Raw genomic sequence first — 23554 nt, forward strand, 5'->3', positions numbered from 1 at the left:
GCGCGACATGTGCCTCATGCGCGCACGGAGCGAAGCGAGTACGTGCATGAGCATTCGGCAGCAGCCGTGGTCGGACGAGGCCGTCCGGCACGGCCGGATCCTGGTCCTCAGCGACAACCCGATCTCGCGGTCGATCGCCGCCATCGCGTCCACGGCCGGGCGCACGGTGGTCGTCGAGTCGGTGGACGACGGCGGGCCCGGGCTCGACCCGGGGCCCGGTGACGCCGTGGTCCTGTGCGACCACGACGCTCCCGACGCGCCCGCCGTGCTGCGTGCCGCTCTGGCCTCGGACGCGTCGTACGTCGCGATGATGGCCAGTCGGGGCCGTGCGGCCGGGCTCCTCGACGAGCTCGCCGCGGAGGGGGTCGACGTGTCGACGCTGCACGTGCCGGCGGGGCACGACCTGGGCGGCAAGGGACCGGGCGAGATCGCCCTGTCGGTGGTGGCCGAGATCGTCGCCGAGTCCTACGGCCGGGCCGGCGGCCCGATGCGCGGCTGAGCGATGGGCCTCAGCTGGGACGACCTGGCGGCCGCGTCGCTGGCCCGCCAGTTCCCCGACGACCCGGGGACGGTGGCCGAGCGGGTGCGCGCGATCGGCGACCTGCAGACCCAGACCGCGCGTTCGGCGTTCATCGGCCTCGGCGCACGCTTCCCCGGCGTGACCCACGCCGAGATCACTGCTGCCTACGACGCCGGCGAGATCGTGCGCGGCAGCACGATCCGGGGCACCGTCCACACCGCGACCCCCGAGGCCTACACCGTGCTCGCCGAGGCCACTCGCGTCGGGCAGCACCAGCGGTGGGCCCGGGTGCTCGGCATCAGCGACGCGCAGATCGCCGACCTGTGGGTCTCCATCGAGGACTACGCCCGCGAGTGGCGCACCCCCGACGAGCTCCGCGCCCACGTCGACGCCTGGCTCGCCCGCCACGCCCCCGCCTCCCTCGACGCTGCGGCCGCCGGCCCGGGCCGGTACCTCGGCTTCGCCCACGGCGCCCTGGTCCGCAGACCCGCCTCGGGCGACCGGTGGGAGGGTCAGGGCAAGCCGGTCTACGGCACGTTCGACCGCACCGGACCGGTCACGCTGGCCGACGTCGTACGGCTCCACCTGCGCGCCCACGGACCCTCGTCCCGGCAGGACGTCGCGTGGTGGGCCGGCGTCCCGCTCAAGGCCGTCGAGGAGGGGCTCGCGGGCCTGGACGTCGTCGAGCAGGACGGCCCGGACGGCAGGGCGTACGTCGACCTGCCGGACGCTCCGCCGCCGCGGGACCTGCCGGGCGTGCGCCTGCTGCCTGAGTTCGACGCCGTGCTGTGCGGCTACGACTCCAAGGCCCGCGACCGGTTCGCGACGTCCGAGCACCACCGGCGGCTGTGGAACGAGTCCAACGGGATGCTGCTCCCGCCGCTGCTGGTCGACGGACGGATCACCGGCTTCTGGCGAGCCGCCGGCACCGCGAGGCGCCGACCGCTCGAGATCACGTGGTTCGCGCGGACGAGGCGGCCGCGCAAGGCCGAGCTCGACGAGCCCGTCGCCGCCCTCGAGTCGGCCCTCGGCATCACCGTCACCGAGGTGGCGCTCAGCCGCGAGGCGACCTGACGGGCTGGTCCCGGGGCTGGTCCTTGAGGTATTCCCCCGGCGTCATGCCGGTGACCGTGCGGAAGTCGTGGGTGAAGTGGGCCTGGTCGGCGTAGCCCAGGTCGGCGGCCACCTCGGCGAGGGTGCCGCGGCCGGCCTTCAGCGCCTCGACCGCGTCGTGCAGGCGGCGCCGCTGGAGGAGCCACTTCGGGCTCAGCCCGATGCGCTGCTCCACCAGCCGCTGGAGGCTCCGCTCGGACAGGCCCGCCTCGCGCGCCAGGTCGTCGACGCGGGTGACCTCCGGGTGGTCGCCCAGCCACGCGACCAGCCGGTTGACCAGCAGGCCGGACGCGTCGACGGGCAGGTGCGTCGTCAGCCACGTCTCGAGGTGGGCGATCGCCGCGAGGTGGGCGGCGGGGTCGTGCGGGTCGTCCTCCATCGCAGCGCGCACGCCGGCGACGACGGCCGGGTCGGTGACGAGGTCGGCCAGCTCGACCCATGTGTCGGTGACCTCGGCGACCGACCGTCCGAGGACCAGACGACCCGCGGCCGGGCTGAGCATCGTGCCGACCGCCCAGCCGTCGCCCTCCAGCGTGACGCTCGAGCGGCCCCGGCTCACGCCGTAGAACCGGGCGTAGGTGTTGCTGACGACCACCAGGCAGACCGGGTGCTGGAGCGTGGACTGGGTCGACGGCTCGGCCAGCGACCACACGGGGATCCAGTAGCGCTCGACCAGGCCGACGAGGCGCTCGCTGGGGCCGTAGCGGTGGATCGGCGGGGAGGGTCGGCTCACGCTCGTCAGGTGGGCCCGGTCGATCGGGTCCACCGGGTGCGGGCCGCTCGCCCCGGTCCGGCTGGTCATGTGTCGGATTATCACAATCACCTCCGACACCACAGCGACGAGAGTGGTCGCATGACCCAGACGACGACCCCCGGCATCGACCACTACCTCTCCCTCTTCCAGCAGCGCGCCGACCGCTTCACCCAGGTGGTGGACACGGTCGACGTCTCGGGGGGCGACTGGGACGGGCCCTCGCCGTGCGAGGGCTGGAGCGCCCGCGACGTCGTCGGTCACGTGCTCCAGACCCAGCGCGACTTCCTGAGCACGCAGGGCCTCGACGCCGGTCCGCCGCCGGACCTCGCCGACCCGGCGGCGGCGTGGCGGGCCCAGCGCGCGCACGTCACGGCGGCTCTGGAGGCCGACGGCGTGGCCGCGCGGGAGTACGACGGCTACTTCGGCCGTACGACGATCGCCGCCACCGTCGCTGACTTCTACGGCTGGGACCTCGTGGTGCACGGATCCGACGTCGCCCGCGCCACTGGTCAGGAGTGGTCGGTCAGCGACGCCGAGGCCGCCGACCTGCACGCCACCGCGGACGGCTGGGGCGCGGCCCTGCACTCGGAGGGCGTGTGCGCCGACGCCGTCGAGGTCGGCCCGGACGCCTCGGTGACCGACCGGCTGCTCGCCCGGCTCGGGCGCGACCCCGGCTGGCAGCCGGGCAACGGCTGACGCGCCTCGCGCGCTGCCGTCAGGAGGCGTCGGCACCCGGCGTGAGCTCGGGGGTGATCGTCGGCACCCGGCCCACCACCGGGCTGCACCCGCCCGGGCTTAGCCGTGGGTGGCCCTGGACGTCGACGAGCGCGGTGCTCCCGGCGGGTCCGGTCACGCGGATCTGCCACCGCCCGGTCGCCCCGGCCAGCCCGCACGGCAAGCTGCAGACCAGACGACCTCGGTCGAGGGACAGGCCCTCGGACAACCACGACGACACCAGCGACCGTCGATCCACCCTGTGGCCGTCGAAGCGGAGGCGCGACAGCTCGACGGAGTCGATGGGCCCCCCGTCGGTGCCGGTCACGGAGGCGAGGACGAGCGAGGGACTCACTTCACTGACGACGTGGGCGGCGACCTCGCACTCCGAGCCGCCGCCACACCCGGTGAGGAGCGATGCCGCGAGAAGCACGCCCGCAGCGCGCATCCGGGTGACCACCATGCGCGTGGGACGGCGCGACCTGGGCGACCGTTCCACCCGGCGGTCGGGTCAGGAGCGCTGCAGGGTGACGACAGCGACCGTGCACCGGCCGGCTACCTCACCGGGGCCCAGCACGAGGCTGCCGGTCTCGAGGCCGTCGCGTGCGCCGGAGACGACGTACGCCGCCTGGTCGGCGCCCAGCGGGAGGGTCGAGGAGCGGCCCAGCTCGAGCACGGTGACGTAGGGCCGGACGACCCCCTGGTCGACGACGACGTTGAGCACGCGCACGGGCCCCTCCGGCACGGACGCCACGGTGGTCGCGTCGCCCGGGAAGGCGAACGGACGCTGCGGCTCGACGACGTGGGCGTCGCCGTCCACCTCCAGGTCGAGCACCGGTCCCTCGACGACGGTCAGGAGGCGCTGTCGGCCGGTGAACGTCGAGAACGGCCCGTCGCGGTCCACGTCGGCCAGGCTGATCCGCCACGCGCCGTCGCCGGCCACCGCGAGCTCACGCGTCGTGCCGCCACCGTTGGCCCACGGTCTTGGCCGCACGTCGGCGGCACGGACGACGGTCACTTCTTGCCGGTCTTCTCCGTCGGCTGCGTGGTGGCGAGCGCGGCGACGAAGGCCTCCGGAGGCACCTCGACGGAGCCGATGTTCTTCATCCGCTTCTTGCCGGCCTTCTGCTTCTCGAGCAGCTTGCGCTTGCGGCTGATGTCGCCGCCGTAGCACTTGGCGAGGACGTCCTTGCGGATGGCGCGGATGGTCTCGCGGGCGATGACGCGCGCACCGATGGCGGCCTGGATCGGCACCTCGAACTGCTGGCGCGGGATCAGGTCCTTGAGCTTGCCGGCCATCATCACGCCGTAGGAGTAGGCCGCATCGCGGTGCACGATCGCGCTGAACGCGTCGACCGGCTCGCCCTGGAGCAGGATGTCGACCTTGACCAGGTCGGCGGCCTGCTCGCCGGAGCGCTCGTAGTCGAGCGAGGCGTAGCCCTTGGTGCGCGACTTCAGCTGATCGAAGAAGTCGAAGACGATCTCGCCCATCGGCAGCGTGTAGCGCATCTCGACGCGGTCCTCCGACAGGTAGTCCATCCCCTGCAGGTTGCCGCGCTTGAGCTGGCACAGCTCCATGATCGTGCCGATGTAGTCGGACGGCGCGAGGATCGTCGCCTTCACGACGGGCTCGCGGACCTCCGCGACCTTGCCGTCGGGGTACTCGCTGGGGTTGGTCACCTCGACCTCGGTGCCGTCGTCCAGGAGGACCTCGTAGACCACGTTGGGCGCGGTCGAGATCAGGTCGAGGTTGAACTCGCGCTCGAGCCGGTCGCGGGTGATCTCCATGTGGAGCAGGCCGAGGAAGCCGCAGCGGAAGCCGAAGCCGAGCGCGCCGGAGGTCTCCGGCTCGTAGGTCAGCGCCGCGTCGTTGAGCTGCAGCTTCTCCAGGGCGTCTCGCAGCGACGGGTAGTCGTCGCCGTCGATCGGGTAGAGCCCGGCGTAGACCATCGGGTTGGGGTGCTTGTAGCCGCCGAGCGACTCCGTGGCGCCGTGGTGCTGCGAGGTGACCGTGTCACCCACGCGCGACTGGCGCACGTCCTTCACCCCGGTGATGAGGTAGCCGACCTCGCCGACGCCGATCTCCCCGGCCTTGACGGGCTCGGGGCTGATGACGCCGACCTCGAGCATCTCGTGCACGGCGTTGGTCGACATCATCTTGATCCGGTCACGGTGGCTGAGCTTGCCGTCGACCACGCGGACGTAGGTCACCACACCGCGGTAGGTGTCGTAGACCGAGTCGAAGATCAGGGCGCGGGCCGGAGCGTCCGCGTCGCCCACCGGCGCCGGGGTCTGCTTCACGATCTCGTTGAGGAGCGCCTCGACACCCACGCCGGTCTTGGCGCTGGTGAGGAGCACCTCCTCCGGCTCGCAGCCGACCAGGCCGGCGAGCTCGGCGGCGTACTTCTCGACGTTGGCACTCGGGAGGTCGATCTTGTTGAGCACCGGGATGATGTGGAGGTCGGCGCCCATCGCGAGGTAGAGGTTGGCCAGGGTCTGCGCCTCGATGCCCTGGGCGGCGTCGACCAGCAGGACCGCCGCCTCGCAGGCCTCGAGCGAGCGGGACACCTCGTAGGTGAAGTCGACGTGGCCCGGGGTGTCGATCATGTTGAGGACGTAGGTGCCGGGCTCGGCGTCCTCGGCGTTGCCGACGGGGACGGTCCACGGCATCCGCACGGCCTGCGACTTGATCGTGATGCCGCGCTCGCGCTCGATGTCCATCCGGTCGAGGTACTGCGCACGCGACGCCCGCTCGTCGACGACCCCGGTGAGCTGGAGCATCCGGTCGGCCAGCGTCGACTTGCCGTGGTCGATGTGCGCGATGATGCAGAAGTTGCGGATGATCGACGGGTCGGTGGAGCCAGGCTTCGGCGCGTTGGTGAGGCTCACGGACTGCTTTCAGGAGTACGACGGCGGGGTCGCGTCATTCTCCCACGCGGGTCCTGCCGCACCGAACCGGCGCCGACGCCCCCGGACGAGCTCCACCACGGCCGCGATCGCGAAGACCGCCCAGAAGCCGACCAGCACCGGTCCGCCGTACACGACGAGCAGCGCGGCGACCAGCAGGTCGGCACCCTGCACCGCCATCCAGGCGATCACGCCGGCCACCACCACGAGCGGCAGGGCGGGCACGGCCACCGCGAGGGCGTACCAGCCGCGCGGGGTGTCGTCGCGGGCGGCCGTCACGCCGGCCGCCGCCGCCAGCACGACCAGCCCCGGGACCGAGAGCAGGGTGCCGGGCAGGACGACCCCCACGATGAGGAGCACCAGGCCGGCCAGCCAGGCGCGTCGCAGCGCGCGCGGCACCGACCTCCTGACCGGTGCCGGTGCCTCCATGTCCGGACGCTAGCGTGCAGCGGTGACCTCGCGGAACGGAACGAGCCTGCCGTTCGTCCCGGCGGCGGCGTTCGTGCTGATCTGGTCGTCCGGCTACATCTCCGGCCCGGCCGCGGTCCACGCGGCGGCGCCGTTCACGGTCCTCGGCTGGCGCTTCGTCCTCGCAGCCCTCCTCGCCGCCGGCCTGGCCCTCGCGCTGAGGCGGCCGACCCGGATGGACCGCGGCACGTTGGGCCGCGTCGCGGTCGTCGGCTTCGTGATGAACGCCGTCCAGTTCGGCCTGATGTACGTCGCGTTCGACCTGGGCCTCGGCGCGACCCTGGCCTCGCTCCTCCACGCGCTGAGCCCGGTGCTGACCGCCCTGCTGGCGGCCGTGCTCCTCGGGGAGCGGGTCTCGGCGCTCCAGGTGGCCGGCTTCGCCGCCGGCGTCGTGGGGGTGCTGCTCGTGCTCGGCGCCGACCTCGGCCATGCCGGCGGACCGGTCGCCGTGCTGGTCGGCTGCCTGAGCATGCTCACGCTCAGCCTCGGCACCCTCGGACAGCGCTGGATCGGCGCGCAGCCCGACCTGCTGTGGTCCGCGGCGGCGCAGTTCGCCGTGTCCGCTCCCCCGCTGCTCGTGCTGGGCTGGACCACCGAGGGCGCCTGGCCGGTGACGGACACCTCGCAGGCGGTCGTGTCCGTGCTGTTCCTGGCAGTCGTGAACTCGATCGTCGGCCTGGTCCTGCTGGCCCTGCTCGTGCTGCGCGGCGGTTCGGGCGCGGCGGCCAGCCTGTTCTTCCTCAGCCCGCCGGTGACGGCCGTGCTCGCCTGGCTGGTGCTCGACGAGACGCTGTCACCCACCCAGCTCGTCGGCCTCGTGGTCGCGGTGGTCGGCGTCGGAGCGGCCACGCGCACCCGGCGTACGCCGGTGCCGGCCCAGGAACCTGACCAGGACCCTCAGGACGCGGTCGGCACCCAGTAGCGCCGCTTCACCCCGCGCACGTCCTCGAGCACGCCGCCGGCTTCCTCGATGACGCGGATAGAGCCGACGTTGTCGTCGTCGCAGGTGACCAGGGCCGGGTCGATCCCGAGCCCGAGCGCCCACGGCAGGGCGTGCTGCAGCATCGCGGTCGCGTGGCCCTCACGCCGCCGGGTCGGGCGCACGTCGTACCCGATGTGCCCGCCCACGTCGAGGAGGAAGTCGTTGAGCTCGTGGCGGATGGCGATGCGGCCGAGGTAGTCCTCGCCGTCGACCCACCACAGCGTCGTGCACGGCACGTGCCACTCGAGCCGCGGCGTCTCGGCGAGCGCGTCCGCCCTGACCGTGTCCACGAAGGCCGCAAAGGCGTCGGGCTCCTTCCAGCCGGGCGCGTTGTGCTCGATCCACGCGGCCGTCTGGCTGAACTCGGCGCCCTCGGCGACGAACTCGTCCATCGCCTCCAGGAACGACTCGCGGACGGTGGTGGTCGGCAGGACGAGCTCAGGCATGGCGCAAGTCTCCCGGGTCGGCAGCTCCCGCCTCCACCCGATATCTGAGGACGCGGTGGACGTGGACGACCCTCCGGCCCGTTCGTCACGTCCTCAGATATCCGGTCGTGACCGCCGACGGCGTGGTGGAGGATGCGCCCATGGCCCGTTCCACGTCGATCGCCCCCTACCCCGCTCCGCACGGCCGGACCGCGCGCCGGCTCGAGTGGGCCTTCCTCCCGCCGCACCTGCGGGCGTGGATCGAGCGCCGGTGCGGCTCCCCTGTCGTCTCGGCGATCTCCCAGACGAGCGGGTTCACGCCCGGCTTCGCCTCCGTGCTGGTCTGCGAGGACGGGTCACGCCACTTCGTGAAAGCGGCCTCGACGAAGGCCCAGCGGATGTTCGCCGACTCCTACCGCGAGGAGGCGCGCAAGCTCGCCGCCCTGCCGGAGGGGGTGCCGGCCCCGAGGCTGCTGTGGCACCTCGACGACGACTGGGTGGTCCTCGGCATCGAGTACGTCGCCGCCCGCCCGCCGCACCGGCCGTGGCAGGCCGAGGACCTCGACGCGCTCCTCGACTCCCTCGAGGTCGTCGCCGACGTGCTGACCCCGCCCCCGCCGGGGCTGGACCTCGACACGGCGGCCGACGACTTCGCCCCGCTCCTCGAGGGCTGGCCGGCGCTCCGCGAGCGGCGTACGGACCTCGACGCCGGCCGGCTGGCCGAGGCCGAGGCGCTGGCACGGCGCTACGCCGAGGTCGTCGGAGGCGACACCCTGGTCCACACCGACATCCGCTCCGACAACGCGATCATCGACCCGGACGGTCGCGCGCTCATCTGCGACTGGAACTGGCCGGTGCGCGGCGCCGCGTGGTTCGACTCCTTCGCCGCCCTCATCGGGCCGCGCGGCGAGGGCATCGACGTCGACGCCGTCATCGCCGAGCGCCGGCTGCTGCGCGACGTCGACCCGGAGGCGTTCGACATCAACCTCGCCCTCTACGTCGGCTACTTCTTCACCCAGTGCGAGCTGCCCGTGCCGCCGACGTCGCCGCACATCCGCGACCACCAGCGCTGGCAGGGCGAGGTGTGCTGGGACTGGCTGGCGGAGCGGCGAGGCTGGGCGTGACCGCCCCGCGCGCGGTCGGCGTACGCCTCACCTACGACGCCGTTCCCGCCGCGATCCACTCCTGGGTCGAGGACCAGCTCGGCTCCCCCGTCGTCCGGACGGGCGAGCAGGTCGGCGGCATGTCGCCGGGATGCGCCACCCGCCTGACCTGCGCCGACGGCACCCGCGCCTTCGTCAAGGCGGTGGGGGCCGAGCTCAACCCCGACACCCCCGGACTGTTCCGCCGCGAGATCGCGGTGCTCGACCACCTCGGCGAGCACGAGCTCTGGGCTCCGCTGCTGGCGTCGTACGACGACGGGGCGTGGGTCGCGCTGCTCATCGAGGACGTCGACGGGCGCCATCCCGACTTCGGCGATGCCGCGGAGGTCGACGCGGTCCTCCGTTCGGTCGACCGCCTGGCCGTCGTGCTGCAGGAGCGCGACGTGCCGCCGGCGGTGGACCTCGTCGACGTCGCCCACGTCTTCGGGAAGTGGGCCGACAGCCTGGCCACCCTCGCCGACGCCCCTGCCGCGACACCGGTGCCGGAGTGGCTGCGCGACGACCCCCACGACTGGGCGGCGGTCCTGCGCGACCACGGCGCCCGACCCATGTCGCAGGTCGTGCACTGGGACATCCGCGTCGACAACCTGCTGCGTCGCCCGGGAGGTGAGGTGGTGTTCGTCGACTGGGGTGTGGCCGCCCGCGGACCCGCCTGGGTCGACCCGCTGCTCGCCCGGCTGGAGCGCGTCGAGGACCCGTGGTTCGACACCTCTGCGGCGTCGTCTCCAGCGCTCGTGGAGGTGGGCGACGAGGCGATCACGGCTTTCCTCGCCGGCTTCGGCGCCCACCTCGCGGTGCGCTCGGTGGTCGCGGTCGACGTCAACCTGCCCACGCTCAACGATTTCCGCGTCCGGGAGTCGAGGAGGATGCTTCAGGCCGTGGCCCGACGCACCGGGCGCTGATCACACCTCGACGTACGTCGGACGCGCTCCGGCACCGGTGCAGGCGATTTGGGCGCCCACGAGGCGTGGCGGTAGTCTTTCTCACTGCATGTCCGGCACCCGACCCTCCCCGTGCTGATCTTGGGAGGGGTTGCCAGGCAGCCGACAAGCACCAGACTTCCATTCCAGACCAGTTCTAGCTCCGAGGATTTCACACGTGGCGAACATCAAGTCCCAGATCAAGCGCAACAAGCAGAACGAGAAGGCGCGCCAGCGCAACCAAGCCGTGAAGTCGCGCCTGAAGACCGCTGTGCGCCGCTTCCGCGAGCTGTCCGAGGCGGGCGACAAGGACGCCGCCGTCACCGCCAGCCGCGACGCGATGAGGGCCCTCGACAAGGCCGCCTCGAAGGGCGTCATCCACGGCAACCAGGCTGCGAACCGCAAGTCCTCGATCGCCAAGAAGGCCGCCTCGCTCTGACGCGGACCTTCACCTGCGACACCCGCCCTCGTGGCGGGTGTTCTGCATTTCGGACGACCTCGTCAGCAGGACGTCATGGCGGTGGGCTGCCCCGACGACCACCGCCCATGACGTCCCCGGCCAAGGGCCGCCACCGCCACACGTGTCCGAGAAGCTGCCCCCGGACCCTGGGCAGGCGTCGGCTCAGCGCCCGTCGCGCAGACCGGCGACAGTGAGCACGAGCCGCTCGAGGGTGTAGGACGCGTCGTGCGCCTGGCCCTTGATGTCGGCGTCCGCGTGTGCCACCGCGCGGACCGCGGCGGCGATGCCCTCGGCGGTCCACGAGCGGGACTGGTCGCGCACGGTGCGCACCTTCCACGGAGGTACGCCGAGGTCGCGGGCGAGGTCGGCGTCGCGGGCGCCCCGAGGGGACCCGAGGTAGCGGGCGAGACTGCGCGCGGAGGCGGCCATCGCCGAGGTGACCAGCACGGGCGAGGTCCCGGAGTCGAGCGCCCAGCGCAGCTCCTCGAGGGCCGCGGCACGACGACCGGCGAACGCGGCGTCGGCGACGGTGAACGACTTCGCCTCGGCGCGGCCGCCGAAGTAGCGCTGGACCTTGTCGATCGTGAGCTGCTCGCCGTGGAAGTCGTTGGTGAGCTGGTCGGCGGCGGCGGCCAGCGACCGCAGGTCGGTGCCGACGGCCTGCACGAGGAAGGCTGCTGCGTCGGAGTCGATCCGCGCGCCGTGCGAGGAGACCTCGGCGGTCACGAAGCCGGTCATCTCGCTCGGCTTGACCTCCTCCGACTTCACCTCGGTCACCGGCGAGAGCTTGCGCAGCTTGGTGAGCACACCGCTCCCCTTCTGCCCTCCGGAGTGCACCAGCACGAGCGCGACGTCGTCGGCCGGGGCCCCGCAGTAGTCGAGCAGCCCGTCGACGGACTCGTCGGGGAGGTCCTCCAGCCCGCGCACGACGACGCACCGGATCGAGGAGAAGAGCGACGGCGCCGACATCTCGCCGAGCGAGGCCAGGGTCAGGTCGGAGGCTGTCGACTCGGCCATCTCGGCCTCCGCGTCGTGGGCCCGGACGGCGTCACGCACCGACGCGACGGTGCGGGCGGAGAGGTATTCCTCCTTGCCCGTCACGAGGACGACGTGGCCGAGGACCTGCGCGGCGGAGGGGGTGCGAGCCATGGTGCGACCACCCTATCCGCGGGCGACGACACCGAGCTCGCCGTCCCGGACCACCACGACCACGTCGCCGGAGACGTCGGTGCGCCACACGCTCGCGCCGGCAGCCGAGAGGGCGGCCACGAGGTCGGGGGCGGGGTGCCCGTAGTCGTTCTCCTCCCCCACCGACACCAGTGCGAGCCGCGCGTCGAGCGAGGCGAGCCAGTCGAGGTCCTGGTGACGGCTGCCGTGGTGCGGCACCTTCAGCACGTCGACGCGCAACCCCTGCAGGTCGCGGGCCAGTGCGGCCTGCGCCGACGGCTCGACGTCCCCGGTCAGCAGGACCCGCACCCCGCCCACCTCGGCGACGAGGACGACGCTGGCGTTGTTGGGCGCGCTCTCCGCGGGGTCGACCGGGCGGGCACCGGGACGAGGCCACACGGTCTGCAGGGTCACCTCGCCGAACCGCCGCGTGACGCCGTACGCCGCCGGGGCCGGGTCGCGGCCGACCGCGCGCGCTGCCGCGCTGGCCCCCTCGGGCGGGTCGACCAGCGCCGTGCCCTCGACCTCCCCCACCTCGCGACCGTCCAGCACACCCGCCACCCCGCCGACGTGGTCGGCGTGGAAGTGCGTGAGCATGAGGAGCGGCACGGCGGTGACCTCGAGGCGGTCGAGGCAGGCGTCGGTCGGTGCGGGCTCGGGGCCGGCGTCGACGACCACCGCCGACCCCGGACCGGCGCGCAGGACGAGCGCGTCACCCTGGCCGACGTCGCACATCGCCAGCACCCAGCCGCGCGGCGGCCAGCCCGGGGTCGGAGGCCGGACCAGCATCACCACGACGAGGAGGCCGGTGCAGGCAAGCGTCGTGACCGGACGGCCGAGCACCCGCGGGGCGAGAGGCACCGCGAGCACGCACAGCCCCGTGAGCAGCAGGAGCGGCACCGGTCCGGTGCCCCAGTCGACCGCCGCCGTCGGGACGCCCGCACCCCAGCGGGCGACCGCGATGATCCAGCCCGCCGACCACGCCGCCGGGGCTGCGACCACGACACCGAGCGGGCCCCACAGCAGGCCCAGCAGCCCGCCCGACAGCCCGAGCACGGTCGCCGGGGCGACGGCCGGTGCGGCCAGCAGGTTGGCAGCCACCGCGACGAGGCTGACCTGGCCCGAGATCGCCGCCACCACCGGCGTGCAGGCCACCTGTGCCGCCAGCGGGACCGACACCGCCTCGGCGACCCACCGCGGCGTCCACCGCATCAGCGCGTCGCGCCACACCGGCGCCAGCACGAGGATCCCCGCGGTCGCGAGCGCGGACAGCGCGAACCCCGCCGTCACGGCGAGCCGCGGCCAGACCAGCAGCAGGCCGAGCACCGCCACGCCCAGGCCGCGCACCCCGCGAGACCGTCCGTTGCGGCCCATCCCGACCAGCGCCACGACACCCATCGCTGCCGCGCGTACGACGCTCGGCTCGGCGCGTGCGGTCAGCACGAAGCCGCAGATGCCGAGGACACCGAGCGCGTAGAGCCACGGGCCCCGCACCCCGGCCCACCGGCCGAGGACGAGCAGGAACCCCACCACCAAGGTCAGGTTGGTCCCGCTCACCGCCAGCAGGTGGGTCAGCCCGGTGGTCCGGAAGTCGTCCGCGAGGTCGGGGTCGAGCCCGCCGTCATCCCCGACCACGAGCGCCGGGACCAGCTCTCGGGCGTCGGCGTCCCGCCCGGCGACGGCGGCGCGCACCGACCGTCGCACGCCCGCGGCGGCGTCCCACCACACGTCGGGCTCGGCCACCACCTCCGGCTCACCGGTCGGGCGGACCAGCGCGGCGACGTCACCGTCGCCGGGGACGAGCCGTGCCGTCGACTCCAGTCGGGTGCCCAGGGGCAGCCGCGGCCAGTCGGCACCGGCCATCACCACGACGGGCGCGTCGAGCGTCCATGCGCTCCCTCGCCCCTCGAGACGGGTCACCTCGGCGCGGACGACCTGGAGGTCGCCGTACTGCCCGGCCACCACCCGCACGTCCGACGTCAGCTCGAGCTCGACCTGCACCACAGCGCCCTCATCGGCCAGCGCGGCGAGGGGTGACGTCGTGAGGAGGACGTGCTGCAGGGCGGCGACGCCTGCCACCGCCACCAGTGCTCCGAGCGGACCGAGCCACCCGAGGGACCACCACCGGCGCACCACACCGGTCCCGACGACGGCCACCACCAGCGCGACCGCCGCGAGGGCCTGCCACCCCGGCGCGACGAGCACCAGGAGCGCGCCCGCCCAGGCGCCGACGCCGAGGGCGACCGCGCGCAGGTCGGGCACGGTCGATCAGAGGGTGACGAGCGGCGCGAGGTCGGCGAGGGTGGCCTCCCCGATGCCGTCGACCTCCAGCAGCTCGTCGACGGACGTGAAGCCGCCGTTGCTGTCGCGCCACGCGAGGATCGCGTCGGCCGTCACCGGCCCGACGCCGGGCAGGGTGTCGAGGGCCGCCTGGTCGGCGGTGTTGAGGTTGACGAGCGCCTCACCGCCGGGGACCGGGGAGTCGATCGTGCCGGCCACACCCGGGGCGGGGGCGACGCCCACGAGGATCTGCTCGCCGTCGACGACGGGCCGGGCGAGGTTGAGCGCGGTGAGGTCGACGCCGCGACGGGCGCCGCCCGCCGCCTCCAGGGCGTCGACGACGCGCGATCCGGTGGGGAGCACCGCGATCCCGGGACGTCGTACCTTGCCGGCGACGTCGACCACCAGGTCCTCCCTGGGGTCGGCAGGCCCGGACCCACCGCCCGCGCCGTCCGGCGGCACGACCGGCGCGAGCGGCGTCGCCGGCCCGGCGTCGGACACAGCCGGTGCGACCTGCACGGCCCTGGCCTGGTCGCGCACCGCCCACCACGCCGCGAGCCCGACGGCGAGCGCCGCGACCACCGCAACGACGGCGAGGTGCACCGGGCCGAGCTGCAGCCCGCCGACCCGCAGCCGGCGCGACGCGTGGCGGCCCGGCACCGACGGCACGACGGGCGCGGGAGCAGGCGCGGGGAACGGGTCGGGACGCTCGCGGACCCGCGTGTGCCCGTGGGCCGGGTCGGCTGCGTCGTCGGGATCACCGCGCACGGCGGCGAGCTCCGCGCTCAGCGTCGCCAGCCGCCGCGACACCGCCTCGGCGTGCTCGGAGGACGACTGGGATCGGCGCATGCCGTCCACGCTAGGAACGCGCGAGCCCCGTCGACAGGGGCGCCGACCGATCTGTGGAGAACCGTCAGACGTCTGGGGACGTGGTGAACGTGGTCACGACCCGAATCCGTTCACGGCGTCCTCAGACATCGAGGTCAGGGACGCGGGGAGACGCAGACCGCGACCATGCCGGGCCCGACGTGGGCACCGAGCACGGCCCCGAGCTCGCCACACATCACCTCGCGCCCGTCCAGCCCGTCGGCGAGCCGCTCGGCCAGCGCGGCGGCGAGCTCCTCGGCGCGACCGGCGTTGGCCAGGTGGGACACGCAGACGTCGACCGGCTGGTCGCCGGCCGCCTCGACCGCGAGCTCGGCGAGCCGGGCCAGCGCGCGTGAGGCCGTACGCACGCGCTCGCGCGGTGCCACGCGACCCTCGGCGATCTCGAGGAGGGGCTTCACCGACAGCGCACTGCCGAGGATCGCGGCGGCGGCGCCGATGCGCCCGCCGCGGCGGAGGTACTCCAACGTGTCGACGTAGAACAGCGAGGTGGCCGCCTGACCCCGGGCGAGCGCCGCCAGCGCCGCCTCCTCCCCCGTCCCGCCGGCGTCCAGCACGTCGGCCGCGGTGAGGGCGGCGTAGCCGGTCGCGATGCCGACCTGCCCCGAGTCCACGACGTGCACCGGCAGCTCGACCTCGAGCGCCGCCAGCTGGGCGGACTCGAAGGTCCCGCTCATCTCGCCCGAGAGGTGTACCGAGACGATCTCCTCGACCCCGTCGGCCTCGAGCGAGCGGTAGAGGTCGGTGAACAGGGCCGGCGCCGGACGCGAGGTGCTGACCGGCACGAAGTCACGCAGCGCCTCGGCGACCACGTCGGGCGTGGCGCCGTCGGGTCCCTCGTCGAGCACCCGGGCGCCGATCACCACCTGGAGCGGCACGACCCGGATGTCACGCGCCTGCGCCAGCTCGGCGGGCAGGCTCGCGGTCGAGTCGGTCACCACCACCACGCGAGGCATAGCGCGACCCTACTTGTCGGACTCGTCGGGGCAGGACGTCAGACGACGATGTTGACCAGCTTGGGAGCGCGCACGATCACCTTGCGCACGGTCGCGCCGTCGATCGCCCGCTGCACGCCGGCGTCGGCCAGGGCGGCCGCCTCCAGGTCGGCCTCGGAGATGTCCGGGGCCACCTCCAGGCGCGCCTTCACCTTGCCCTTGACCTGCACGACCGCGGTGACCGTCTCGTCGACCAGCAGCGCCTCGTCGACGGCCGGCCATCCGGCGTGGACGACCGTGACCGCGTGGTCCGGGTTGTTGCCCAGCCGCTCCCACATCTCCTCGGCGGTGTAGGGCGCGACCAGGGACAGCAGGATCGCCACCGCCTCGGTCGCCTCTCGCACCGCGGGGTCGGCCGGGCCGCAGCCGGAGTCGATGGCCTTGCGGGTCGCGTTGACCAGCTCCATCACCCGGGCGACCATCACGTTGAAGCGAAAGCCCTCGACCAGCTCGGCGGCGTCGTGCACCGTCCGCGCGGTCGTACGCCGCAGCGCCACGTCGCCGTTCGACACGTCCGCGCCGGGCTCCGAGGTGACGTCGCCCGACAGCCGCCAGGCCCGCTGCAGGAACCGCAGCGACCCGTCCGGCGACATGTTGGCCCAGTCGATGTCGTCCTCGGGCGGACCCGCGAAGACCAGCGTCAGGCGCACGGCGTCCACGCCGAAGGCGCCCAGCTGGTTCCCCAGGTCGACGCCGTTGCCCAGGGACTTGCTCATCTTCTTGCCCTGGTTGATCACGAAGCCCTGGTTCAGCTGCGCCGACCACGGCTCGCGGAAGTCGACCAGGCCCATGTCGTTCAGGACCTTGGTGAAGAAGCGGCCGTACAGCAGGTGCAGCACCGCGTGCTCGACGCCACCGACGTACAGGTTGGACGGCATCCACGCGTTGACCTTGGCGCTGTCGAACGCGCGGTCGGCCTCGTGGGGCGAGCAGTAGCGGAACATGTACCAGGACGAGTCCACGAAGGTGTCCATGGTGTCGCTGTCGCGGGTCGCCGGGCCGCCGCAGGTCGGGCAGGCCACGTTCACCCACTCGGTGGCGCCGCCCAGCGGCGACGTGCCCTTCGGCTTCAGGTCCGAGCCCTTCAGCATCGGCAGGGTCACCGGCAGTTGGTCCTCCGGCACCGGGACCTCCCCGTCCACCGGGCAGTGGATGATCGGGATGGGCGGGCCCCAGTAGCGCTGACGGCTGATCAGCCAGTCGCGCAGGCGAAAGTTGACCGTCCCCTGACCGGTCTTCCGGTCCTCCAGGAACGCGATCGTCGTGCTCTTGGCCTCGGCGACCGGCAGCCCGTTGATGTCCAGCGGCGCGTCCACGCCCGGCGCGGGCGAGTTGATGGTGGCACCCTCGCCGTGGAAGGCCTCGCCGTCGAAGTCGGCCGGCGGCTCGGTCGTGCGGACGATCGGCAGCCCCATCTCGGTGGCGAACTCCCAGTCGCGCTGGTCGCCGCCGGGCACGCCCATCACGGCGCCGGTGCCGTAGTCGGCCAGCACGTAGTCGGTGGCCCACACCGGGATCTGCGTCCCGGTCACCGGGTTGGTGGCGGTGACGCCCAGGTCGACTCCGGTCTTGGGCCGGTCGGTCGACAGCCGCTCGATCTCGGTCTCGCGGCGCACCTCCTCGCGGTAGGCCTCGAAGGCCGCGCGCTGGCCGTCGGTGACCAGGTCAGCGGCCAGCGGCGAGTCGACGGCGACGACCATGAAGGTCGTCCCGAAGATCGTGTCCGGACGCGTCGTGTAGACGGTGATCGGCTCCTCGCGACCCGGGACGACGAAGTCGACGTGCGCCCCCTCGGAGCGCCCGATCCAGTTCCGCTGCGCGGTGACGACGCGGTCCGGCCAGGTGTCTTGCAGGTCGTCCAGGCCGTCCAGCAGCTCCTGGGCGTAGTCGGTGATCTTGAAGTACCACTGGGTCAGCTCCTTCTTGGTCACCACCGCCCCGCAGCGCTCGCAGGCGCCGTTGACGACCTGCTCGTTGGCCAGCACGGTCTGGTCGTTGGGGCACCAGTTGACCGGGCTGTTCTTGCGGTAGGCCAGGCCGCGCTTGAAGAACTCCAGGAACAGCCACTGCGTCCAGCGGTAGTACTCCGGGTCGGAGGTGTTGAAGGTGCGTGACCAGTCGAACGACGCGGCGTACTTCTTGCACGACTCGATCGACTTGGCGATGTTGGCGCGGGTGTAGGTGTCGGGGTGCTCGTCGTTGCGGATGGCCGCGTTCTCGGCGGGCAGGCCGAAGGAGTCGAACCCCATCGGGTTCAGCACCTCGTAGCCGCGCTGCCACCAGTAGCGCGCCACCACGTCGTGCAGCGCGAACACCTCGGCGTGGCCCATGTGCAGGTCGCCGCTCGGGTAGGGGAACATCGTCAGCGCGTAGCGCTTCTCCCGCGGACTGTCGTCGTCGGCGCGGAACGGGTCGAGCTCCCCCCATACACGCTGCCACTTCGTCTCCGTGGCGGCGATGTCGTACGTCGCGCGCTCAGCGTCGTGGGCTGCGGTGTCTGACGTGTCTGGGCTGCTCATGGCATGTCCTCTGCAGGTGCGGGTGGTGCTGGGGTCGGGCATGAAAAAACCCCTCACATGGAGGGGTGGCCGCGTGGTCGGTCCGCTGGGTGTGGGACGCGATCAGCGCGGCTGTCGAAGGAGGAGCTGCTTCTGCATGGAGACATCATACTCGCTCCCATGGCCGCTGACCTGAGCAGGTACGACGACTGCCTCCGCCTCCTCACCGCGCTCCCCGACCGTGTGCCGACGCTGCAGGTGGTCGTGGTCAACGGCTCGGCAGTGACCGGCGGCTGGGACGAGCACTCCGACCTCGACGTCGAGGCCTGGTGCAGCGGCGATGCCGCGACGACGTACGACGCCGTGCTGGCGCTGTTCCGGCAGGAGCTCCCGGTCGACCACGTGTGGGAGCTGCCCGAGACGACGTGGCCCACGGGACGGCAGTGCTTCGTCCACCTGCAGCCCGACGCCGCGGACCTCGGCCGCCCGACGCGGCTGCTCGACGTGGTCGTGCAGACCACGCCCGACCGCCTCACGATGGACACCCGCCGGCACGGCGTACCGCTGGTGCTGCACGACCCGGACCGCCTGCTCGTGCTCGAGGACGACGACGAGGCCGAGATGGAGGCGCAGCGCCGGCAGGCGGTGGCGCAGACCTCCGCGCGGCGCCAGACCGCGGCGTGGCTGGTCGAGCGGGCGATCGTGCGCGGCGACCTGGCCGAGGCGACGGCCCTGCACCTGCGCTTCGCGGTCGAGCCGCTGGTGCGGCTGCTGCGCATCCAGCACTGCCCGGCGCGCCACGACTTCGGGCTGCGCTACCTGCGCACCGACCTGCCCGCGGGGATGGCCGAGCAGGTGGAAGCAGTGCTGCCCGGGCCGGACCTGGCGGTCCGGACCCGGGCAGCGTTCGCGTGGCAGGACGAGGTCCTGCGCGAGCTCAGGTGAGCGTCACTTGACGAACTGCGGCGTCATCGGGGGGTTCCACCACTCGCCGTTGTAGGCCTTCACCGCACCGATGACGTGCAGGATGCCGGCCACGACCGGCGGCACGAGGAAGACCGGCAGGAAGACGACGAAGCCGATGCCCAGCGTGATGATGCCCAGGATCACGTAGAGGACCGTGGCGACGATGAGCCAGATGAACATCGAGATCTGCACGTTGATCGAGTTCGCGGAGTGCGCGCGGACGAAGGGACCACGGTCCTTGTAGACGACGTAGACCGCGATGGAGGCCAGGAACCCGAGGAAGCCGGCCGAGCAGACCATCGCCACCACGGCGCCGGCGTGGCTGATCGCGCCCCAGGTGCGCTCCTCCTGCGCCGACATGGTCGCCGGCGTCGCGCGGTAGGCGGGCTCCGGCTGCTGGCCGTAGCCGCCCTGCTGCTGGCCGCCCGGACCGGACTGGTCGTACGGGCTGGGGTACTGGTCGGACATCTCACTCACTCCTCGGCGGGCCGGGTGCCCGTGCCTTGTCGATGACAAGCCAAGCACGCCGGCCAGCCGGATTCATCCCCTCCCGGGGGCGAGTCAGGGTGACCTCAGGGTCGGTCGCGGGTGCTCTCCGACCGCGCTGGGACACCCACCCGTCAAGAACGGTTTGACAGTCGCTGGAGGCGCCGGGCACGCTACTCCCCAAGAACTCTTGGAGGGTGGCATGGACGAGACCGACCACGACACGGTGGCGCGGCTGCGAGCGACGGCGCACCCGGTGCGGCTGCGCATCCTGTCGCTGCTCACCGCCGAGGCGATGAGCGCGGCCGAGGTGGCCCGCACCCTGGAGATCACCCACGCCAACGCGTCGTACCACCTGCGCCAGCTGCACGACGCCGGCGAGCTCGTGGTGGAGAGCGAGGAGAAGATCCGCGGCGGCGTGGCCAAGCGCTACCGCTACGACGCGACGCGCGAGGTCGCCGACCGCTCGAGCCCCGTCGACGACCGGATCGCCTACGCCAGGGCCACGGCAGTCGAGGTCGAGCGACGGCTGCTCGACGCCGGGCCCGGGTCGGGGTCGTCGAGCGACCTCGAGGCGTGGGTGCCGGTCGAGGTGTGGCGACGTGCCCTCGACCTGATGCACGAGGCCTCCCACCTCCTCCACGCCGAGGCCCGGCCGGCCGACACCCCGGAGACCGTGCACGTCAGCGCCACCACCAACGCCTTCACGATGACCGGTGGGCTCGAGGGCGACGCCGCCCGCTGGGTTCCGCGGCGCGACGCGGGGCAGGAGGAGGGCCGGTGACCTGGACCGAGGCCATCGCCCCGCTGCGCAACCGCAACTTCGCTTGGTACTTCGCCTCGCGCTTCGTCAACACCCTCGGCAACATGATGGCCAGCATCGCGCTCGCCTTCGCGGTGCTCGACATCACCGACTCCCCCATCGCCCTCGGCCAGGTGCTCGCCGCACGCACCATCCCGATGGTCGCGCTCCTGCTCTACGGCGGCGTGATCGCCGACCGCCTGCCCCGCACCCTGGTGCTGCAGGTGTCCAACGTCGGCTCGGCCGCGAGCCAGGGCGCGATCGCCGCACTGGTGCTGTCCGGCCACGCCGAGATCTGGATGCTCGTCGTGCTGTCCGTCGTGCAGGGAGCCGTCTCCGGCGTCGCGTTCCCCGCCATGGCGAGCGTGCTCCCGCAGCTCGTCCCGCGGTCGGAGCTGCAGCCCGCCAACGCCCTGGTCTCCCTCACCCGCAACGGGATGATGGTGCTCGGCCCCACCGCCGGCGCCCTGCTCGTCGTCACCGTCGGCTCCGGTTGGGCGCTCGCCGTCGACGCCGCCACCTGGCTGCTCTCCGCCGCCCTCCTGCTGCCCGTGACGCTCCCCCCGAAGGAGCCCGGCGCCGAGTCGGCGGACACCGTCCGCGAGCTGCGCGAGGGCTGGACCTTCTTCTGGGCCACCCCGTGGCTGTGGCAGGTGGTCCTGGGGTTCGGCGCCCTCAACTTCATCCACGCGGGTGCCTGGTTCACCCTCGGCCCGGCGATCGCGGACGACACGATCGGCCGCCAGGGATGGGGCTTCGTCCTGTCCGCCGAGGCCGCGGGGCTGCTGCTGACCACGGTCGTCCTGCTGCGCGTGCGGCTCGAGCGACCGCTCCTGCTCGGGATGCTGGGCGTGGCCCTGATGGCCCCGCCCATCCTGCTGCTGGGGGTCTCGCCCCATGTGGTCGGGCTCGTCGTCGCGGCCTTCCTGGCCGGCGTCGGCATGGAGGTGTTCGGCATGGGCTGGAACCTCGCGATGCAGGAGAACATCGAGGACGGCATGCTGTCGCGCGCCTACTCCTACGACGCGCTCGGCTCGTTCGTGGCGCTGCCCGTCGGCCAGCTGGCCTTCGGGCCGCTGGCAGTGGCGTTCGGCGTGGAGGAGGTGCTCGTCGTCTCGGCGGTGGCGTACGTCGCCGTGGTGGCCCTGGTGCTCTGTTCCCGGTCCGTGCGCGACCTGCCGCGGGCACCGGCGACCCCCGTGGCCCAGGTGACGAGCGGCACGTCCTAGGGTCAGCGAGCATGAGCGTCATGGATCTCTTCCGCCTCGACGGCAAGGTCGTCATCGTCACCGGCGCCTCGAGCGGGCTGGGCGTCGCGTTCGCCCACTGCTTCGCCGAGGCCGGCGCCGACGTGGTGCTGGGTGCGCGTCGGGTGGAGAAGCTCGAGCGGGTCGCCGACTCCGTGCGCTCCACCGGCCGCCGGGTGCACACCGTCGCGACCGACGTGGCCGACCCCGAGCAGTGCCAGCGGCTCGTGGACGAGGCGATCGCCAAGTTCGGCCGGGTCGACGTGCTGGTCAACAACGCCGGCGTCGGCACCGCCGTCCCCGCCACCCGCGAGACGCCCGAGGAGTTCCGCTCGGTGATCGACGTCAACCTCAACGGCTGCTACTGGATGGCCCAGGCGTGCGGCCGGGTGATGCAGCCCGGCTCGAGCATCATCAACATCTCCTCGATCCTCGGCCTGACCACCGGCGGCCTGCCGCAGGCGGCGTACTCCGCCTCGAAGGCCGGTCTCGGCGGCCTCACCCGCGACCTCGCCCAACAGTGGATGGGCCGCAAGGGCATCCGCGTCAACGCGCTCGCGCCCGGCTTCTTCTCCTCCGAGATGACCGCCACCTACCCCGACGGCTACCTCGACCAGGTGATGACGCGGGTGCCGGCCGGCCGCAAGGGCGACCCCCGCGAGCTTGCGGCGACCGCCGTGTGGCTGGCCTCCGACGCCGCCGGCTACGTGACCGGGCAGATGATCCCGGTCGACGGCGGACTCACCATCGCCTGATGTCCCACGGGGACTACAAGGCGTTCTTCGCCGCGGCCTGCGCAGGGGACGTCGAGCTGGTCCGGCACCATCTCGACGCGGGGGTCGACGTCGACTTCGTGCACCCGGAGCTGCAGTCCACCGCGCTCGTCGCCGCCATCGAGGAGGGCCGCGCGGAGGTCGCGATGCTGCTCCTCGAGCGCGGGGCCTCCCCCACCCTCCGGTCACCGCTGGAGGCCACGACACCGCTGCAGGCCGCGCGGGCGGCCGGCCTGTCCGGGGTGGTCGACCGGCTCAGCTGAGCCAGGGCTCGCCCGCGACGACGCCGTCCGTACGCCGTCCCGCCGCAGCGTCGTCCAGCCAGCGCTCGGCGTCGGACCCGCCGCTGCTCGACCACCCGTCGAGCGACCGCCGCACCACGCGGTCGCCATCACGGACGACGAGAACGCCGCCGCGGAGGGCGAGCACGAACGCGCTGTCGACGGTGTCGAGCAGGTCGGCCGACCCGGTGTCGCAGGCGTCGCAGCCGCAGTCGGGCTGGAGGTCCAGCACCTCGACCGGGTCGCCGACCCCGACCTGGACGAAGGTCTCGTCCTGCAGCAGCGCCACCACCACCGGTTGCGTCCCCGGGCGCCCGCGCACGACGGTGGTGCGGCTCGGGGCCAGGTGCTGCTCGCCCACCCACGACACGGAGCGTGGATCGACCTGCTCGGCCTCGCCCAGCCCGGCCGCGACGATCGCCTCCACCCAGGCGTCCGCGCGAGCGGCGAGCAGCCGGTAGCGCTCCGGCTCGGTCACCCGGGAGTACTCCTCCTCCGCGGCCGGACGCCCGTCGGGATGCGGGTCAGGCCAGTCGGCGAGGTCCTCGCGCAGTCGTGCGAACGCCTCGTCCACGGCAGGCAGCAACGCCCTCTCGGGGAACCGGCGCCGGTCCGGGCGGGTCGTGACCTCCACCTGGTCGAGGACGAGCGTGGCCGGCAGGCCGTGCGGCATCGCCAGGACGATGGACGCCGGTTGCATGTCGGCACCGGTCCCGAAGGACACCCAGGTCGCCTCGCCGAGGTGCTC

At 73.0% G+C, this 23554-nt stretch carries 25 protein-coding genes; 12 read left to right on the forward strand and 13 right to left on the reverse strand.

The genetic code is table 11. The features are described from left to right. Positions 1–46: 46 nt before the first annotated feature. Both JOD65_RS17970 and JOD65_RS17975 read left to right on the forward strand, forming a co-directional pair. The gene (locus JOD65_RS17970; protein WP_191195220.1) at positions 47–499 is read left to right on the forward strand and encodes an XdhC family protein; all 453 of its coding nucleotides are present in this window, start codon (positions 47–49) and stop codon (positions 497–499) included. Between the two features lie 3 nt (positions 500–502). Next, positions 503–1594, forward strand: a complete 1092-nt coding sequence (locus JOD65_RS17975; RefSeq protein ID WP_191195219.1) for a winged helix DNA-binding domain-containing protein — start codon at positions 503–505, stop codon at positions 1592–1594. On the opposite strand, the gene JOD65_RS17980 is transcribed toward JOD65_RS17975, so the two are convergent. Further along, positions 1575–2435 carry a helix-turn-helix domain-containing protein gene (locus JOD65_RS17980; RefSeq protein ID WP_191195218.1) on the reverse strand — a complete coding sequence of 287 codons (861 nt, stop codon included), beginning with the start codon at positions 2433–2435 and terminating at the stop codon, positions 1575–1577. The two genes, JOD65_RS17975 and JOD65_RS17980, sit on opposite strands and share 20 nt — an antisense overlap. A 51-nt stretch (positions 2436–2486) precedes the next feature. On the opposite strand from JOD65_RS17980, the gene JOD65_RS17985 reads away from it, so the two are divergent. Next, positions 2487–3083: a TIGR03086 family metal-binding protein gene (locus tag JOD65_RS17985; protein ID WP_191195217.1), complete on the forward strand. Its 597-nt coding sequence runs from the start codon at positions 2487–2489 to the stop codon at positions 3081–3083. Positions 3084–3102: 19 nt separating this feature from the next. Here JOD65_RS17985 and JOD65_RS17990 read toward each other — a convergent pair whose 3' ends face one another. The 4 genes from JOD65_RS17990 to JOD65_RS18005 all read right to left on the reverse strand — a co-directional run bounded on the left by JOD65_RS17990 (position 3103) and on the right by JOD65_RS18005 (position 6437). Next, positions 3103–3534 (reverse strand): hypothetical protein, encoded by a 432-nt coding sequence (locus tag JOD65_RS17990; RefSeq protein ID WP_191195216.1) that lies wholly within the window; start codon positions 3532–3534, stop codon positions 3103–3105. A 78-nt stretch (positions 3535–3612) separates the two neighbouring features. Then, positions 3613–4119: a HutD/Ves family protein gene (locus JOD65_RS17995; RefSeq protein ID WP_191195215.1), complete on the reverse strand. Its 507-nt coding sequence runs from the start codon at positions 4117–4119 to the stop codon at positions 3613–3615. Next, complete coding sequence (gene lepA / locus JOD65_RS18000) at positions 4116–5990, reverse strand: translation elongation factor 4 (RefSeq protein ID WP_191195214.1); 1875 nt, start codon at positions 5988–5990, stop codon at positions 4116–4118. The genes JOD65_RS17995 and lepA overlap by 4 nt, the downstream gene beginning before the upstream one ends. 9 nt (positions 5991–5999) lie before the next feature. Continuing rightward, complete coding sequence (locus JOD65_RS18005) at positions 6000–6437, reverse strand: hypothetical protein (RefSeq protein ID WP_191195213.1); 438 nt, start codon at positions 6435–6437, stop codon at positions 6000–6002. Positions 6438–6459: 22 nt separating this feature from the next. Here JOD65_RS18005 and JOD65_RS18010 point away from each other — a divergent pair, with 22 nt between their 5' ends. Beyond that, complete coding sequence (locus JOD65_RS18010) at positions 6460–7398, forward strand: DMT family transporter (protein ID WP_191195212.1); 939 nt, start codon at positions 6460–6462, stop codon at positions 7396–7398. On the opposite strand, the gene JOD65_RS18015 is transcribed toward JOD65_RS18010, so the two are convergent. Further along, complete coding sequence (locus JOD65_RS18015) at positions 7374–7904, reverse strand: GNAT family N-acetyltransferase (protein ID WP_191195211.1); 531 nt, start codon at positions 7902–7904, stop codon at positions 7374–7376. The two genes, JOD65_RS18010 and JOD65_RS18015, sit on opposite strands and share 25 nt — an antisense overlap. A 140-nt stretch (positions 7905–8044) precedes the next feature. Here JOD65_RS18015 and JOD65_RS18020 point away from each other — a divergent pair, with 140 nt between their 5' ends. The 3 genes from JOD65_RS18020 (at position 8045) to rpsT (ending at position 10405) form a co-directional block, all read left to right on the forward strand. After that, positions 8045–9007: a phosphotransferase family protein gene (locus JOD65_RS18020; RefSeq protein WP_191195210.1), complete on the forward strand. Its 963-nt coding sequence runs from the start codon at positions 8045–8047 to the stop codon at positions 9005–9007. Continuing rightward, entirely contained in the window at positions 9004–9948 is a 945-nt protein-coding gene (locus tag JOD65_RS18025; RefSeq protein WP_191195209.1) for an aminoglycoside phosphotransferase family protein, read from the forward strand. Before JOD65_RS18020 ends, JOD65_RS18025 begins: the two co-directional genes overlap by 4 nt. 196 nt (positions 9949–10144) lie before the next feature. Next, on the forward strand, positions 10145–10405 hold the full coding sequence (gene rpsT, locus JOD65_RS18030; protein WP_191195208.1) for a 30S ribosomal protein S20: 261 nt from the start codon (positions 10145–10147) through the stop codon (positions 10403–10405). Positions 10406–10588: 183 nt separating this feature from the next. Here the strand turns inward: rpsT and holA are convergent, their stop codons facing one another. From holA to leuS, 5 genes are all read right to left on the reverse strand, one after another. Then, on the reverse strand, positions 10589–11575 hold the full coding sequence (holA, locus tag JOD65_RS18035; RefSeq protein ID WP_191195207.1) for a DNA polymerase III subunit delta: 987 nt from the start codon (positions 11573–11575) through the stop codon (positions 10589–10591). 12 nt (positions 11576–11587) lie between these two features. Then, the gene (locus tag JOD65_RS18040; RefSeq protein ID WP_191195206.1) at positions 11588–13855 is read right to left on the reverse strand and encodes a ComEC/Rec2 family competence protein; all 2268 of its coding nucleotides are present in this window, start codon (positions 13853–13855) and stop codon (positions 11588–11590) included. Positions 13856–13861: 6 nt separating this feature from the next. After that, positions 13862–14722 carry a ComEA family DNA-binding protein gene (locus JOD65_RS18045; RefSeq protein WP_204811261.1) on the reverse strand — a complete coding sequence of 287 codons (861 nt, stop codon included), beginning with the start codon at positions 14720–14722 and terminating at the stop codon, positions 13862–13864. Positions 14723–14856: 134 nt separating this feature from the next. Continuing rightward, a complete protein-coding gene (locus JOD65_RS18050; protein ID WP_191195205.1) occupies positions 14857–15714 on the reverse strand; it encodes a DegV family protein in 858 nt (285 codons plus the stop codon). Positions 15715–15752: 38 nt separating this feature from the next. After that, positions 15753–18272, reverse strand: a complete 2520-nt coding sequence (leuS, locus tag JOD65_RS18055; RefSeq protein WP_191195204.1) for a leucine--tRNA ligase — start codon at positions 18270–18272, stop codon at positions 15753–15755. A gap of 159 nt (positions 18273–18431) precedes the next feature. Here leuS and JOD65_RS18060 point away from each other — a divergent pair, with 159 nt between their 5' ends. Then, a complete protein-coding gene (locus JOD65_RS18060) occupies positions 18432–19196 on the forward strand; it encodes a hypothetical protein (RefSeq protein WP_191195203.1) in 765 nt (254 codons plus the stop codon). 3 nt (positions 19197–19199) lie between these two features. Here the strand turns inward: JOD65_RS18060 and JOD65_RS18065 are convergent, their stop codons facing one another. Further along, positions 19200–19685, reverse strand: a complete 486-nt coding sequence (locus JOD65_RS18065; RefSeq protein WP_191195202.1) for a DUF4870 domain-containing protein — start codon at positions 19683–19685, stop codon at positions 19200–19202. Between the two features lie 220 nt (positions 19686–19905). On the opposite strand from JOD65_RS18065, the gene JOD65_RS18070 reads away from it, so the two are divergent. Genes JOD65_RS18070 through JOD65_RS18085 form a run of 4 tightly spaced genes read left to right on the forward strand, consistent with a single transcriptional unit; the run spans position 19906 to position 22788 of the window. Next, positions 19906–20487 carry an ArsR/SmtB family transcription factor gene (locus JOD65_RS18070; protein ID WP_191195201.1) on the forward strand — a complete coding sequence of 194 codons (582 nt, stop codon included), beginning with the start codon at positions 19906–19908 and terminating at the stop codon, positions 20485–20487. Beyond that, entirely contained in the window at positions 20484–21734 is a 1251-nt protein-coding gene (locus tag JOD65_RS18075; RefSeq protein WP_191195200.1) for an MFS transporter, read from the forward strand. The genes JOD65_RS18070 and JOD65_RS18075 overlap by 4 nt, the downstream gene beginning before the upstream one ends. Positions 21735–21745: 11 nt before the next feature. Beyond that, on the forward strand, positions 21746–22507 hold the full coding sequence (locus JOD65_RS18080) for an SDR family NAD(P)-dependent oxidoreductase (protein ID WP_191195199.1): 762 nt from the start codon (positions 21746–21748) through the stop codon (positions 22505–22507). Further along, positions 22507–22788 carry an ankyrin repeat domain-containing protein gene (locus JOD65_RS18085; RefSeq protein WP_191195198.1) on the forward strand — a complete coding sequence of 94 codons (282 nt, stop codon included), beginning with the start codon at positions 22507–22509 and terminating at the stop codon, positions 22786–22788. The genes JOD65_RS18080 and JOD65_RS18085 overlap by 1 nt, the downstream gene beginning before the upstream one ends. Here the strand turns inward: JOD65_RS18085 and JOD65_RS24225 are convergent. Further along, positions 22781–23506: a DUF6226 family protein gene (locus JOD65_RS24225; protein WP_443678562.1), complete on the reverse strand. Its 726-nt coding sequence runs from the start codon at positions 23504–23506 to the stop codon at positions 22781–22783. The two genes, JOD65_RS18085 and JOD65_RS24225, sit on opposite strands and share 8 nt — an antisense overlap. Positions 23507–23554 lie beyond the last annotated feature (48 nt).

It is taken from the genome of Nocardioides cavernae (assembly GCF_016907475.1).
GTDB classification, from domain to species: Bacteria; Actinomycetota; Actinomycetes; order Propionibacteriales; family Nocardioidaceae; genus Nocardioides; species Nocardioides cavernae.